The sequence below is a fragment of the Rhodoferax sp. genome, from assembly GCF_011391645.1.
Lineage (GTDB): Bacteria > Pseudomonadota > Gammaproteobacteria > Burkholderiales > Burkholderiaceae_C > Rhodoferax.
In genome coordinates this window covers 1-13,581 of the sequence record NZ_JAABQC010000076.1, presented here as the reverse complement: position 1 = coordinate 13,581, position 13,581 = coordinate 1, and the positions used below count along the sequence as shown (strand labels likewise).

Here is a 13,581-nt window from a genome sequence, read left to right as displayed (position 1 = left end):
CGTGACCACCTTGACGCCGCTTGAGCGCAACTCGCCGCGCAAACTCTCGCAATAGCTGATGACGGCGGCCTTGCTGGCGCAGTAACCGCCATGGCCTGGCAGGCCCCGAATGCCCGCCACGCTGCCAATGCCCACCAACGTGCCCGTGCCGCGCTTCACCATGGGTGTTATGAAGGGCCCCAGCGTGGCCGCAGTGCCCATCACATTGGTTGCCAGAACGTGTGCCATCACTTCCAGGTCTGCATGCACCGACGAATCCACCCCGATGCTGATGCCGGCGTTGGCGATCACCACATCGGGCACGCCTTGCTGCGCGATGCAAGTCTGTGCCAGGCTGGCCATCTGACCGGTATCGGTGACATCTGCGCAGTAAATGGCGTAACTGTCCGGCTTGATTTGATGGGCATCGAGCCAGCATTGAATCACCTCGCCGCGCCGCGCCACCAAAGCCAGTCGATAGCCAAGCCGGGCGTAAGCCAGGGCCATGGCCTGGCCAATCCCGCTAGATGCGCCGGTAATCAGGACCAATGGCGTCATGAGAAGTGCCGCTTTCAGGGTGTCTTGGCGGGAACCAGTTGACCCCGGACGCGACCCGTGAGCAGCATGACGCGCTCCTTGTTGTCGTAGTCCATGCTGTTGGCGGTAAAGCGGTCCGGGCCCCGGGTGAGTTCGACGGGTTGGTCCGATGTGACGCGCTCCGTGTCGAGAAAGGCATGCAAAAACTCACTTTTGAAGGTGAGGGCGGGCTGCTCCTTGCCGCTCTTGTCGCGGATGGCGCTGCGTTCGACCCTGGCCTGCCCAAGCAACTTGACCTCGGACGCATTGCTGTTGCTGATGGCCTGGCGCGCGGTGGCCGTGGTCAGGTTGCCATCCTGGTTGAAAGAGCGGATGAAAAACTGGTCAATTTCCAGCGTGTCAGTGTCCGGAAAATGGTGTGCCTCACCGCCTGTGACCTCACTTTTGAGCCGACCAACCGGATCAAAGGTCCTGACCGTGAATTGGCGCAGAAAGTAATCAGGCTGGTGTTGCACCGGCGCTGCCGACTTTGGGGTGTCGGTGACTGGCGTGCTGCGGACCAGCCAATAAGTGGCCATGGCCAGCAGCCCCATCAGCAGCACGGGCAAATACAGGGTCAGCTGATCGAACCAGTGGCGAAGCCTGTTCATCCCAGGACTTCCTGCAATAAATCGACATAACGGCCGCTGGCGACCAGCAACAGGTCGCACAGTTCACGCACCGCACCGTCTCCGCCCTGGCGCCGGGTCACGTAATGGGCGCTGGCCAGCACCTCGGCCTGGGCATTGGCGGGCGCGCAGGCGAGGGCGCAGCGGGTCAGCATGGGCAGGTCGGGCCAGTCGTCGCCCATGGCGGCAGCCTGTTGCCAGTCCAACCCCAGTGCCTTGAGCGTGATCTCGGCCGCGGGGCGCTTGTCTTCGGTGCCAAAGTGGGCGTGTTCAATGCCCAGCGCCGCCAGCCGCACGCGCAGCGCCTTGGAGTCGCGCCCGGTGATGACGACGGGCGTGATGCCGGCGCGTTGCAGCAGTTTCAGGCCGTGGCCGTCGAGCGTGTTGAAGCGTTTGAGGGTTTCGCCGTGTTCCGAAAAATACAGCCCGCCATCGGTCAGGACGCCATCGACATCCAGAAACACCACGCGTATGCCCTGCGCCTTGAGCAGCAATTCTGGCGGGAAGTTGAGTGCGGGGGGCATCAGATCACCTTGGCCCGCATCAGGTCGTTGCTGTTGAGCGCGCCGCACAGCTTGCCCTGGGCATCGAGCACCAGCACGCTGGTGATGCGGCGCTGCTCCATGAGTTCGACGGCATCAACCGCCAGCGCATCGCGGCCGATGGTGCTGGGACTTGGGTGCATCAACTGCTGTGCCGTGCTGCTGCGCAAATCCACACCCCTTTCAATCAGGCGGCGCAAATCGCCGTCGGTAAATATGCCCATCACCTGGCCGCTGTTATCCACCACGGCGGCGGCGCCCAGGCCTTTGGCGCTCATCTCGCGCATCAGGTCGCTAAAGCTCGCCTGCAGGCCGACGCTGGGCACCTGGTCGCCGCTGCGCATCACATCGCTGACCAGCGTGAGCAGCTTGCGCCCCAGCGCGCCGCCCGGGTGCGAGCGGGCAAAGTCTTCGGCCTTGAAGCCGCGGGCATCGAGCAGCGCCACCGCCAGCGCATCACCGAGCGCCAGTTGCGCCGTGGTGCTGGCGGTGGGTGCCAGATTCAGTGGGCAAGCCTCTTTGGCGACGCCGCTGTTCAAAAAGTAGTCGGCATGGCGCGCCAGAATCGACTCGGCATGGCCCGTCATGGCCACCAGCGGTGCGCCCAGGCGCTTGATCATCGGCAAAATGGCGGTGAGTTCCTCGGATGTGCCGCTGTTTGAAATGGCCAGCACCACGTCCACCGGCTTGATCATGCCAAGGTCGCCGTGGCTGGCCTCGGCCGGATGCACAAACATGGCGGGGGTGCCGGTGGAGGCCAGCGTGGCGGCAATCTTGCGGCCAATGTGGCCGCTTTTGCCCATGCCCATCACCACCACGCGGCCCTGCACCGCCAGCATCAGGCGCACCACCTGCACAAAGTCGGCGCCAATGTGCGGCTTCAGGCCAAGCAGCGCGGCGGCTTCAATGTCGAGCGTTTCGAGCGCAAGCGCCATGGCCCGGTCGGCATCAAATGCGGGCGCTGGAGGGGATGGAACTGTCATGGCAGCATTCTATCGGGCTGTCCTTTCGAACAGCGCTTTCGCTTGGTAGCATCAGGGGGTGAATCCACTTGAATTAACCCTGTTGTATCTGCTGGCTGCCGTGATTGGTGTGGTGGCGTGTCGCTCGCTCAAGCTGCCGCCCATGCTGGGTTATCTGGCGGTCGGGGTGGTGATTGGCCCGAACGCGCTGGCGCTGGCCAAAAACGCCGACGGGGTGCGCCACCTGGGCGAATTTGGCGTGGTGTTCTTGATGTTTGTGATCGGGCTGGAGTTCAACCTGCCCAAGCTGCGCAGCATGCGCAACCTGGTGTTTGGCCTGGGCCTGTTCCAGGTGGCGCTGACCATGCTGATCACCACGGCGGCCAGCATGGCGTTTGCCCAGTTGGCACCCAAATATTGGGGCATGGACTGGCGCACCGCGCTGGCCCTGTCCAGCGCCATGGCGATGAGCAGCACCGCGATTGTGGTCAAGCTCATGAGCGAGCGGCTGGAAATGGAAACCGAGCACGGCAAACGCGTGATGGGCGTGCTGCTGTTCCAGGACTTGGCGGTGGTGCCGCTGCTGGTGCTGATTCCGGCCCTGAGCGCCCCGCCAGAGCAGATGGCCGAAACATTGGCCTGGGCGCTGCTCAAGGCCACGGTGCTGATCACCGTGCTGCTGGTCGGCGGCCCGCGCCTCATGCGCTGGTGGCTGACCCTGGTGGCGCGCCGCAAGAGCGAAGAGCTGTTTGTGCTGAACCTGCTGCTGGTCACGCTGGGCCTGTCATGGCTGACCGAACTGGCGGGCCTGAGCCTGGCGCTAGGGGCGTTCATTGCCGGCATGCTGATCTCCGAGACGCAGTACAAGCACCAGGTGGAAACCGATATCCGGCCGTTTCACGATGTGCTGCTGGGACTGTTTTTTATCAGCATCGGCATGATGCTGGACTGGCGGCTGGTGCTGGACCGCTGGCCGCTGGTGCTGCTGCTGGTCACGGTACCAGTGCTGTACAAGGCGATGGTGGTGACTTTTCTGGCACGCGCGCTGGGCTCGTCCATGGGTGTGGCCCTGCGCACCGGGCTCTACCTGGCGCAGGCGGGCGAGTTCGGCTTTGTGCTGCTGACGCTGGCGCAGGGCAGCAAGCTGGTGCCGCCCGAACTGCTCAACCCGATTCTGGCGGCAATGGTGCTGTCGATGCTGGCCACACCGTTCATCATCATGCGCAGCACCCAGATTGTGATGAAGCTCGTCAGCAACGAGTGGCTGATGGAGTCGGTGCAAATGACCAGCATTGCGCGCAAGTCGATCAAGGCCAGCAAGCATGTGATTATTTGTGGCTACGGCCGCTGCGGACAAAATTTGGCGCGCATGCTCGACAAGGAGTCCATCCCCTACATCGCGCTTGACCTCGACCCCGACCGGGTGCGCCAGGCTGCCGGGGCCGGCGACTCGGTGGTGTTTGGCGATGCCGCGCGGCTGCAGGCGCTGATGGCCGCGGGCCTGGCGCGCGCCAGCGCGGTGGTCATCACCTACCTGGAAACCCCCAGTGCCATGAAGGTGCTGGCCCACATCAAGGAGCATGCGCCGCAGGTGCCGGTGGTGGTGCGCACGCAAGACGACCATGACCTCGAAGCCCTGCAAAAATCGGGTGCCACCGAGGTGGTGCCGGAAGCCATTGAAGGCTCGTTGATGCTGGCCGGCCACGCGCTGGCACTGGTGGGTGTGCCGATGCGCCGGGTGATTCGCCTGGTGCAGGAGCAGCGCGAGGCGCGTTACAAACTGCTGCGCGGATTCTTCCGTGGCGCGGATGACGGCTCAGTCGACGAATTGCAGCAGGAGCGCCTGACTTCGGTGTTGCTGCCGCTCGCGGCCAAATCCTTGGGCACAAAGGTGGGCGAGGTGGAATGGGAGCGCCTGGGGGTGCAACTGGTCAGCTTGCGCCGCAAAACCGGGCAAGTCATCAAATTGACCGACGACGTGGTGCTGACTGAGGGCGACACCTTGTTGCTCTCGGGCAAGTCCGACATGCTGGAGCACGCCGAGCGCATGTTGCTCAAGGATGGCTTTTGACGCCAGGCGCCTGCGCCGCGGGGCACAATAAGGGACTTTGTTTGATGGACCTCTTATGCCAAACCTCAGCGTGAATCAATACCTGCGCGAGCACATTCGCACCGTGCCCGACTGGCCCGCGCCCGGCGTGCAGTTTCGCGACATCACGCCGCTGCTGCAGGATGCCAAAGTGTTCCGGGTGCTGATTGATGCGTTTGTGCACCGCTACATGGACGCCGAGCGCCGCCCCGATGTGGTGGCCGGATTGGACGCGCGCGGTTTCATTTTGGGCGCGGTGGTGGCCTATGAACTGGGCGTGGGGTTTGTGCCGATCCGCAAAAAGGGCAAGCTGCCCTTTACGACCGTCGAGGAAACCTACGAGCTGGAGTACGGCAGCGCCACGGTCGAGTTGCACACCGACGCCGTCAAGCCGGGCCAGCGTGTGCTGCTGATAGATGACCTGATTGCCACCGGCGGCACCATGATGGCCGGCAAGAAACTGCTGGAGAAGCTGGGCGCCATCGTCACGGAAGGCGCTGTCATTGTCGATCTGCCGGAGCTGGGTGGGTCGGACAAATTGCGCGCGGGCGGCCTGACGTTGTTCACCCTGGTGGATTTTGCCGGCCATTAAGGCCCCATTCCCCAAGCCGTCAGATGAAAGACCATTACTCCGCGCTGGGCCTGCAACCATCGGCCACGCTGGCTGACATCAAGAAAGCGTTTCGCCAGCAGGCGGCCCTCCACCACCCGGACCGCAGCAGCGCCGCCGACGCCGCGGCGCGCTTCAGGCTGGTGCAGGTGGCTTACGAAGTGTTGTCGGACCCTGACAAGCGCAAGGCTTATGATGACAATCGCCAGCGCAACCTGCTCGACAGCCCGCTCGACACCGCCCGCGTGATCTGGCAGGATTACATCAGTCGCATCATTTGAATACCAACCCAACCCCCGAGAACGCCATGAGCATGTCTGCTTTTTTTCGCGCACTGCGCACGTCTTACCAGGCCGAGATTGACGACCTCGCGTTTGACTCGGAAGGGCGCAATGTGCTGCGCAAGCGCCTGCTGGAAAAGCGTGGCCAGATCGCCTTCCTGAAGCAGATGATGGAACTGAGCCCCGAGATGGTGGCCGTGGTGTTTCATGGCGGTTTTCACTTTGAGCTGCCGGCGGTGATGGAGCAGGTGCTGACCCTTGATTCGGACGAGTTCCCTGACTGGAGCAGCCTGCATGATGCGGTGCAGCTGACCCCGTGGGCGCAGGAACTGGCCGACGCCCTGCTGCCCGAGCCGCAGGGCGACTGGTTCATGGTGGTGGCGGCGGCGCTGGAGTATCTGTACCACCGGCCGTCGGCGCATCACCACGAAGCGGCTGCGCATGAAGGGCACGCTGACGAGAGCGGGGGTGAGCACGGCAGCGTGCGCCGGCAAGGCCATGCCGACGAGTTTGACAAAGACGGCGAGCAGCACCATGACCACGAAGAATCCAGCGCGGAGTGGCTGGAAGAGCACGGCTTTGACCGCAAGGACTAACGCGCACGCACCCGCATCACCCCATCGACTCGACAGGAACCCTACATGCAGCATTTGGCTTTGATCGAAAAAACGCAGTCCCTGATTGCCGCAGGCGACATTGTGGGCGCAGAGTTTGCGCTGGTTGAGCTGGCCGACCGGGAAGGCGACGGCGCGCTGATGGAGGTGCTGGCGCTGCTGCCGCCCAAGGACGTGCTGGCGGTGATTCGGGAGTACGACGACTCCCGCGCCTCCATCATCAACCTGATGATCACGCCCGAGCAGTTTGCCCGCGCGGTGGTGATCGAAAAGCAATACCGCGACCTGACCCGCAGCCATTTGCGCGGCATGATGAACTCGATCATTTTCCGGGATGGCGCCGACCCGCTGGCGTTCCTCAATGCCATTGGCGACCTGGAAGGCGGCGCAGAAGCGCTGGCCGACTATTTTGAAGAAAAGTGGAGCCGGGTCGAGGCGTTTGCCCGCACCGGAACCTTCGAAACAGTTGAAGACGACGGCGAAATGGTGTCTGAAGACGAGCTGCGCGCCAATGCGTATGCCAGCGCCCGGCTGGATCAGGACGAAGTGGCTGACTCCGACTGGATGCAACTGGCGTGGCTGTTGCGCTACGAAAACCCCGACCTGTTCATTGAAATGCTGCTGGTGCTGCGCGCCAAGGCCCGCGCTTTTGAGCTGGGTCTGGACGAAGAGGACATGGCCGAGGACGACGGCAAGTTCGAGACCAGCGCCACCGATCGCGGCAAGGCCACGCCTGCCGCCATCGACCCCGACGAAGAATCTGCCATCTGAGTTTGCGCTGAGCACTGAATCGCATGACGCTGCCCAAGTCTGAATCCACCCATGGCGTGTCGTTGTTTGATGCGCGGCCGTTCTTTGAAAAGACATTGGTCTATGGTGTGCAGCACGGCCTCATCGACCAGGCCAAACTGGAGGCCATCGCCGAGGAGGCACCCAGGGGCATGGTGCAGATTGCGCGTTACTTTGGCAGCGAATACCTGCGCCCCGAACTCGAAAAGGCGCGCGACCGGCTGGTGAATCTGGTCAGTCTGCACCTGCAGGACGCAAGCAGTGGCGACCTGCGCGTGGCGGCCGGCCTGCTACGCGACCACTCCCTGCTGTCGCGCTCCAAGGCCGGCTCCGACCTGCTCAAGGCGCTGATTGTGATGCCGCAAAACACCCACTTTGGCATGAATGAGCGCGGTGGTTTCAGCGACCGCCACATCGCGCAGCTGGCGCGCTGGTCACTGGCCAGCCATGCCGACTACCAGGCCGAGTTTCTGGCCCGCCAGCACGCCGTGCTGGTGGTCGAGGCCGCGCTCTGGCTGGCCGACCAACTGGGCCTGTCGGCTGACGACCTGCAGGATGCCGAGCCCGACGCCGAGGCCGTGATCCGCACCGCCTTGCTGCTCAACATGGCTCGCCGCAAGGAACTGCCCGATTGGGTTACCTTTGAAAAATTGATCGCAGCAATGCGCAAGCAGCAACCCGCACCGGCGCTGTTGACCCTGCCCAAAAGCCTGCCCAAGGCTTACCGCGCGGTGGTCGAGACGGTGCGCCAGTCGGTGCTGGCGGACTGGCCGCGCTTGCTGGATGCGCGTCTGCCAGCGCGCAAGCTGTTTGACCAGACCCCGGCATTCATGGGGCGTTACTTCTGGCTTGAAGATGGCCTGAGCGAAGTCAGCCAGCATGACCGCAACCGGTCTTCGGCCTGGGACAAGCTCACCCAGGGCCACAGTGACGACGGCACTGTGCTCACGCTGTGCCTGAGCGTGGCCGCCGGCAACGCGCCCAAAACCCTGCTGACCGACAAAACCGCCGCCGCCTTGGTGCGCAAGATCCGCAAACACGGCTGGCAACCGGCGCTGGCCACCCAGTACCTGCAAGCCCATGCGCCGGAACAGCACCAGGACGATTTCATGGGACTTTGGCAGGAATTTGTGCACGAGGCGCAAGCCGCCCTGATCAGTGACCGCGACCCCAAACTGCTGGATGCCCTGTCGCTGCTGCGGCGCGAATGCAATGTGGCCTGATTTGCCGGGTTAGAATCCAGCCCCTGGAAGCGTGGCAGAGTGGTCGATTGCACCGGTCTTGAAAACCGGCAACCCGCAAGGGTTCGTGAGTTCGAATCTCACCGCTTCCGCCAGATTCAATTGATGCGCACCCTTTTTGCGTGACTTCAATCCCCCTTCAAACAATCTTCCACGCCAGCGACTCGCCTGCTCCCAGGGGTTTGAGCTCGGCTTCGCCAAAGGCAAAACGTTCGGGCACTGTCCAGGCCTCGCGCCTCAATGTGAGCGTGCCGGTGTTGCGCGGCAGGCCATAAAAATCGGCCCCAAAAAAGCTGGCAAAACCTTCCAGCTTGTCGAGCGCGCCTGCCGCATCAAAAGCCTGCGCATACAGTTCCATGGCCGCATGCGCGGTGTAGCAGCCGGCGCAGCCGCTGGCGTGCTCCTTGAGGTGCACCGCGTGCGGCGCGCTGTCGGTGCCCAGGAAGAACTTGGGGTTGCCGCTGCCGGCTGCGGCCAGCAAGGCCTGGCGATGGCTTTCGCGCTTGAGCACCGGCAGGCAGTAGTAATGCGGGCGAATGCCGCCGGTAAAGATGGCGTTGCGGTTGTACAGCAGATGGTGCGCGGTGAGCGTGGCGGCGGTAAAGCGGTCGGCCTCAGCCACATACTGTGCTGCCTCGCGCGTGGTGATGTGCTCAAACACAATTTTCAGCTCGGGAAAATCACGGCGCAGCGGGATCAGCTGGGTGTCGATGAACACTGCCTCGCGGTCGAACAGGTCAATCTCGGGCGCGGTCACTTCACCGTGCACCAGCAGCGGCATGCCGGCGCGCTGCATGGCCGCAAGCGTGGGGTAGGTTTTGCGCAGGTCGGTCACGCCGGCGTCGCTGTTGGTGGTGGCGCCGGCCGGGTAGAGCTTGACGGCCACCACGCCGGATTCGCGCGCGCGGGCAATTTCATCGGGTGGCAGGATGTCGGTGAGGTACAGCGTCATCAGCGGCTCAAACGCCAGGCCGGCCGGCACCGCCGCCTGGATGCGTGCCTTGTAGGCCAGCGCCTGCGCGGTGGTGGTCACTGGCGGGCGCAAATTGGGCATGATGATGGCGCGGCCAAACTGGGCGGCGCTGTGCGGCACCACGGTGCTCAGTGCGGCGCCGTCGCGCACATGCAGGTGCCAGTCGTCGGGGCGGGTCAGGGTGAGGGAGTTGATCATGTTGGGGCTGTCATGAAAAAGTTAAACGGCGCCGTGGTGGGCCAGCAGATAGTCCCACAAGGCTTGCGCGTTATGTTTGTGGGCGTCGTTGCCCGCCCGCTCGGCAGCCTGACCGGGTTTGAGCGTTTCGCGGTGGCTGGGGCGTTCGCGGTAGGCGCGCACGTCCATGGTGATGCTGAGGTCTTTCAGCTCGGGGGGGGCGGCGCTCACCAGTTTGTGCGCGCGCAGGTCCTTGCGTACCGCGCTCAGGGGCAAAAACGCCACGCCGTGGCCTTCCAGCGCCATGGCTTTCAGGCCTTCGGCCATGTCGGTCTCGTAGACCCGGTCGAAGTGGATCGGCGCGCTGCTGCGTTTCAGGATCAGCTCCACCATCTGGCCGAGGTAAGCGCCTTGCGCGTAGCCCAGATAGGGCAGCGGGCGGCCCGCCTTGCCTGGCAGCTCGAACAGGGGTTTGCCGTGCTCGTCAGGTTTGCTGTAGGGTGCCACCACTTCTTCGCCCAGGTTCACCATTTCATAGCGGTCCGCGTCAAGCTGGTTGGGTTGGGACGGATGGTGGTAGGCAATCAGCAGGTCGCAGCTGCCCTCTACCAGGCGCATCACCGCATCATGCACATTGAGCGCAATCAGGCGGCTCTTGATGGGGCCAAAGGTTTCGCGCAGGGACGACACCCAGGCCGGGAAAAACGTGAACGCCAGCGTGTGCGGCACGGCAAACTCGATCACATCCTGCGCGGCGGTGGCGTGGCCGCGCAACATGGCGCGCGTGGTTTGCAGGGCCTGCAGCACTTCGAGCGCCTGGTCATGCAGTGTTTCGCCTGCGGGTGTCAGGCGCGTGGGGTAGCTGCTGCGGTCCACCAGGTCGGAACCGGCCCAGGCTTCCAGCGACTGGATGCGCCTTGAAAACGCCGGTTGCGTGACATGGCGCAACTGCGCCGAACGGCTGAAACTGCGGGTTTCGGCCAAGCTGACAAAATCTTCAAGCCATTTGGTTTCCATAGGCAATGATTGTGTACCAGACCAGGCTGCCTGAGGCGTGCTGCCAGCAGGTCAATTTCCAGTCAGTTTGAGATAGGCTTGCCGGGTTGACGGCGTTACCGACGCCAGCACTTGGGCGTAAGCGGTTTTGTGGCGCGCCAGCAAGCGGGCCGAGGCGACTGTTTTGGAGCGGCAAAACCAGTGGCAGCTGTGCTGCATCAGCATCAGTTCGGCCGACAGCGTGAATGCCTTGCTTTTCAGCGGCTGGTCGGGGCTGTTTTGGGCGGCCAAGGCGATGCCGTGGGCATGCACGCTGAGCAACTTGCGCAGGTCCAGCGTGCTGGCCGGAAAATACTGCGAGACAAAAGGCAGGGCCAGCGGGAGGCGGCTGAGCCGGGCTTGCGGCTCGGCCACTTTCGCAAATTCCAGCACAAAAAGCTTGAACTGCTCGGACAGTGTTCGCTCTGTTGTTTCCAGATGGCGCCAGACCTGGGCCTGGCGCTCGGCGTCGGCCTCACCCAGCGCGCGCTGGTAGCCGCCCAGCACGTCCTGCATCAGCTTTTCTATCTGGAATTCGGCCAGGTAGCTGCCGAGCAAGGCAATGCGCTGCGCCTGCTCGCGCGTTTTGAGAACATGCATGCCAATCGCCAGCAAGATGAAAAGAACAAAAATATCCATTGGGAAGGTGTTGGGAGCTAAACGGCTCCTTGAGTGTAGTGGGCCAGGCTGGCGTTTGGGTGCGATGCGGGGCCAAGGGCTGCATTACGGCGCTTTCCCAATCAGCCGGGCGATGCGCTTTGCTGCGTGTCCCCCGTCCGCTGCGCGGACTCCGCCTTGACCTCCGCAAAGCGCATCACCCGACTGATTGACGCCTGCCGGTGGGCGGGTAGACCGGGTCGGTATAGCCGGGGGTGGAGGGGTGGCCAGGCTTGACCAGGCTGTCCACCAGCGCCTCGTCTTCTGCGGTGAACACGTAGTCGAGCGCGGGCAGGTAGTCTTGCCATTGCTGGAGCGTGCGCGGCCCGGCAATGACCGAGCTGACCACCGCGTTGGCCAGCACCCAGCCGCAGGCAAACTGCGCCAGGCTGATCCCTTTGCTTTCTGCATGCACCTTCAGCTGTTGCGCAATCAGCAGCGACTCCTCGCGAAACTCGGTCTGGGCCAGGCGCTTGTCGGCACGGCCGGCGCGGCTGTCGGGCTCAGGCAACTGGCCCGGCAGGTATTTGCCGGTGAGCACACCGCGCGCCACCGGACTGTAGGGGGTAACGCCGATGCCGTGGTGCGCGCAGGCTGGCAGCACCTCAAACTCGGGCATGCGGTTGAGCAGGTTGTAGTAGGGCTGGCACACCACGGGTCCCGGCATGCCCAGTCGCGCCGCCAGGTGCACCAGCTCGGCAATGCGCCAGCCCCGAAAGTTGGACACACCCCAGGCACGGATCTGGCCCGCGCGCAGCATGGCGTCAAGCGCGCGCAAGGGCTCTTCGAGGTTCATGCCGTCAAAGTCACGGTGCAGGTACAAGATGTCCACGTAATCGGTTTGCAGGCGCGCCAGTGAAGCCGCCACCTCGCGCAACATCCAGCTGCGCGAATAGTGGCCCTCGTTGACCCGCTCCGACATGGCGTTGCCCAGCTTGGTGGCCAGCACCCAGTCGTGGCGCTGGCCCTTGAGCAGTTCCCCCACCATGGTTTCCGAGCCGCCCTTGCTGTACACGTCGGCGGTGTCAAGATAGTTCACGCCGTGGGCGCGGGCATCAGCCACGATGGCGGCGGCTTCAGCCAGCGCTGTCTGGTCGCCAAACATCATGGTGCCCAGGCACAGGGCCGAGACTTTCAAATTGCTTTTGCCAAGATTGCGGTATAGCATGCTTGCCTTCTGCTCAAACTTAAGAGAAAAGGATGGAAGTCTATGCCAACACCACTAGCCGGCAAGACAAAACTACTGAAATCTGCACTGTTGTTGGCCATGCTGGCCACCTCGGTCGCCAGCTTGGCCAGCAAACCTGAATCGGCTGGGCAGGGCAAGTCGAAGGGGCAAAACGCCCAGGGGCAAGCGGTGCCGGTGGTGCAGATCGGTGGCTATTTTCGCGATGAACAACGTCAGGCCGTGTCGCGTTATTACGCAGGTGTGCAGGCCAAAGGGAAATGCCCGCCGGGTCTGGCCAAGAAAAACAATGGCTGCATGCCGCCCGGCCAGGCCAAAAAGTGGCTGATCGGGCAACCGCTTCCCGCCACGCTCATTCAGTACCAGGTGCCCAGCGCCGTCATTGCCCAAATCGGGGTGGCCCCCTCCGGGTACAAGTATGTGCGTGTCGCAAACGACATTCTTCTGGTGGCTTTGGGAACCATGATCGTGATGGATGCCATCGAGGATCTGATGAAGCCGTGAGATGTGTAACTGCCTCAACATCTTCTTACAAACGCCCTCGCACATGGCCGCTGAGAGGCGTAAGCTGCGAAGTACGTTGAACTTTGAAAGGGTAAACCATGCAATTGACTAAAAATCTATGGGCTGTCGGCCTTATTTCTGCCGCGCTGCTTGGTGGCCTTGGCGTCTCGGCGCAGACAACCACGAGCGATCCACAAACCTCGCCCAGCCGAAGCTTTACTACTGATCTGGCCAAAGCTGATCTGGCCGACGCTGGCAATACTGCACCCACGGAGGCGCAACTTTCAGCTGCCGAAGAAAGCATTCAGGCCATGCGTGACAAGGGCATGGGCTGGGGGGAAATCGCAAATTCGCTGGGTCTGAGCTTGGGCGCTGTCGTCAGTGCTGCCAACCGGGCCGAGCCGGCGACGCAAAACGCAGCCAACAAGGCTGCTGCAACCGGTCAGTACGGCCAAAGTGCCAACGCAAACAGTCGCAGCGGCACCAGTGCCGGCAGTTCTGGTGGCAAGGGCGGTGGCAAGGGTGGCGGCAACAGCGGTGGTAATGGCGGTGGTAATGGCGGTGGTAATGGCGGTGGTAATGGCGGTGGCGGCGGACGCGGCAAGTAAGCGCGTCTTGCCATCGCGCACGCTGTAGTAGGCTACTCCGCGCTTTGCTGCAGCGCCCACATCTGCGCGTAGCGGCCGCCTGAAACCAGCAAGGCTGCATGCGTGCCGCGTTCAAGAATGCGGCCAGCC

At 63.1% G+C, this 13,581-nt stretch carries 16 protein-coding genes and 1 tRNA gene; 9 read left to right on the top strand and 8 right to left on the bottom strand.

The window, feature by feature from the left end; genetic code table 11:
* The 4 genes from GPS82_RS10145 to GPS82_RS10130 all read right to left on the bottom strand — a co-directional run.
* Nucleotides 1-537 (bottom strand): SDR family NAD(P)-dependent oxidoreductase (locus GPS82_RS10145; RefSeq protein WP_296494152.1); only part of this gene is annotated, 537 nt, incomplete at its 3' end.
* 14 nt (nucleotides 538-551) lie between these two features.
* Nucleotides 552-1,166, bottom strand: a complete 615-nt coding sequence (gene lptC / locus GPS82_RS10140; RefSeq protein ID WP_296494150.1) for an LPS export ABC transporter periplasmic protein LptC — start codon at nucleotides 1,164-1,166, stop codon at nucleotides 552-554.
* Nucleotides 1,163-1,708 carry an HAD hydrolase family protein gene (locus GPS82_RS10135; RefSeq protein ID WP_296494148.1) on the bottom strand — a complete coding sequence of 182 codons (546 nt, stop codon included), beginning with the start codon at nucleotides 1,706-1,708 and terminating at the stop codon, nucleotides 1,163-1,165. Before GPS82_RS10135 ends, lptC begins: the two co-directional genes overlap by 4 nt.
* Entirely contained in the window at nucleotides 1,708-2,709 is a 1,002-nt protein-coding gene (locus tag GPS82_RS10130) for a KpsF/GutQ family sugar-phosphate isomerase (RefSeq protein WP_296494143.1), read from the bottom strand. Before GPS82_RS10130 ends, GPS82_RS10135 begins: the two co-directional genes overlap by 1 nt.
* Nucleotides 2,710-2,767: 58 nt before the next feature.
* On the opposite strand from GPS82_RS10130, the gene GPS82_RS10125 reads away from it, so the two are divergent.
* From GPS82_RS10125 to GPS82_RS10095, 7 genes are all read left to right on the top strand, one after another.
* Complete coding sequence (locus GPS82_RS10125; RefSeq protein WP_296494141.1) at nucleotides 2,768-4,759, top strand: monovalent cation:proton antiporter-2 (CPA2) family protein; 1,992 nt, start codon at nucleotides 2,768-2,770, stop codon at nucleotides 4,757-4,759.
* Nucleotides 4,760-4,814: 55 nt separating this feature from the next.
* On the top strand, nucleotides 4,815-5,369 hold the full coding sequence (locus GPS82_RS10120; RefSeq protein WP_296494138.1) for an adenine phosphoribosyltransferase: 555 nt from the start codon (nucleotides 4,815-4,817) through the stop codon (nucleotides 5,367-5,369).
* A gap of 23 nt (nucleotides 5,370-5,392) precedes the next feature.
* On the top strand, nucleotides 5,393-5,668 hold the full coding sequence (locus tag GPS82_RS10115) for a J domain-containing protein (protein WP_296494136.1): 276 nt from the start codon (nucleotides 5,393-5,395) through the stop codon (nucleotides 5,666-5,668).
* A 26-nt stretch (nucleotides 5,669-5,694) separates the two neighbouring features.
* On the top strand, nucleotides 5,695-6,264 hold the full coding sequence (locus tag GPS82_RS10110) for a hypothetical protein (RefSeq protein WP_296494134.1): 570 nt from the start codon (nucleotides 5,695-5,697) through the stop codon (nucleotides 6,262-6,264).
* A gap of 45 nt (nucleotides 6,265-6,309) precedes the next feature.
* Nucleotides 6,310-7,053, top strand: coding sequence for a hypothetical protein (locus tag GPS82_RS10105; RefSeq protein ID WP_296494131.1), 744 nt, complete (start codon nucleotides 6,310-6,312; stop codon nucleotides 7,051-7,053).
* A 23-nt stretch (nucleotides 7,054-7,076) separates the two neighbouring features.
* Nucleotides 7,077-8,294: a hypothetical protein gene (locus GPS82_RS10100; RefSeq protein ID WP_296494128.1), complete on the top strand. Its 1,218-nt coding sequence runs from the start codon at nucleotides 7,077-7,079 to the stop codon at nucleotides 8,292-8,294.
* A gap of 25 nt (nucleotides 8,295-8,319) precedes the next feature.
* Nucleotides 8,320-8,407 (top strand) — tRNA-Ser (locus GPS82_RS10095).
* A gap of 44 nt (nucleotides 8,408-8,451) precedes the next feature.
* Here the strand turns inward: GPS82_RS10095 and pyrC are convergent.
* The 4 genes from pyrC to GPS82_RS10075 form a co-directional block, all read right to left on the bottom strand.
* Nucleotides 8,452-9,483 (bottom strand): dihydroorotase, encoded by a 1,032-nt coding sequence (gene pyrC, locus GPS82_RS10090; protein WP_296494124.1) that lies wholly within the window; start codon nucleotides 9,481-9,483, stop codon nucleotides 8,452-8,454.
* 21 nt (nucleotides 9,484-9,504) lie between these two features.
* Entirely contained in the window at nucleotides 9,505-10,479 is a 975-nt protein-coding gene (locus GPS82_RS10085) for a LysR substrate-binding domain-containing protein (protein WP_296494120.1), read from the bottom strand.
* 51 nt (nucleotides 10,480-10,530) lie between these two features.
* The gene (locus GPS82_RS10080) at nucleotides 10,531-11,097 is read right to left on the bottom strand and encodes a hypothetical protein (RefSeq protein ID WP_363717446.1); all 567 of its coding nucleotides are present in this window, start codon (nucleotides 11,095-11,097) and stop codon (nucleotides 10,531-10,533) included.
* A gap of 214 nt (nucleotides 11,098-11,311) precedes the next feature.
* Nucleotides 11,312-12,322, bottom strand: coding sequence for an aldo/keto reductase (locus GPS82_RS10075; RefSeq protein WP_296494114.1), 1,011 nt, complete (start codon nucleotides 12,320-12,322; stop codon nucleotides 11,312-11,314).
* Between the two features lie 42 nt (nucleotides 12,323-12,364).
* Between GPS82_RS10075 and GPS82_RS10070 the strand changes: the two genes are divergently transcribed.
* Together GPS82_RS10070 and GPS82_RS10065 are read left to right on the top strand one after the other, a co-directional pair.
* A complete protein-coding gene (locus tag GPS82_RS10070) occupies nucleotides 12,365-12,844 on the top strand; it encodes a hypothetical protein (RefSeq protein WP_296494111.1) in 480 nt (159 codons plus the stop codon).
* Nucleotides 12,845-12,942: 98 nt separating this feature from the next.
* Nucleotides 12,943-13,452, top strand: coding sequence for a hypothetical protein (locus tag GPS82_RS10065; protein ID WP_296494109.1), 510 nt, complete (start codon nucleotides 12,943-12,945; stop codon nucleotides 13,450-13,452).
* The last annotated feature ends 129 nt before the right edge of the window (nucleotides 13,453-13,581 follow it).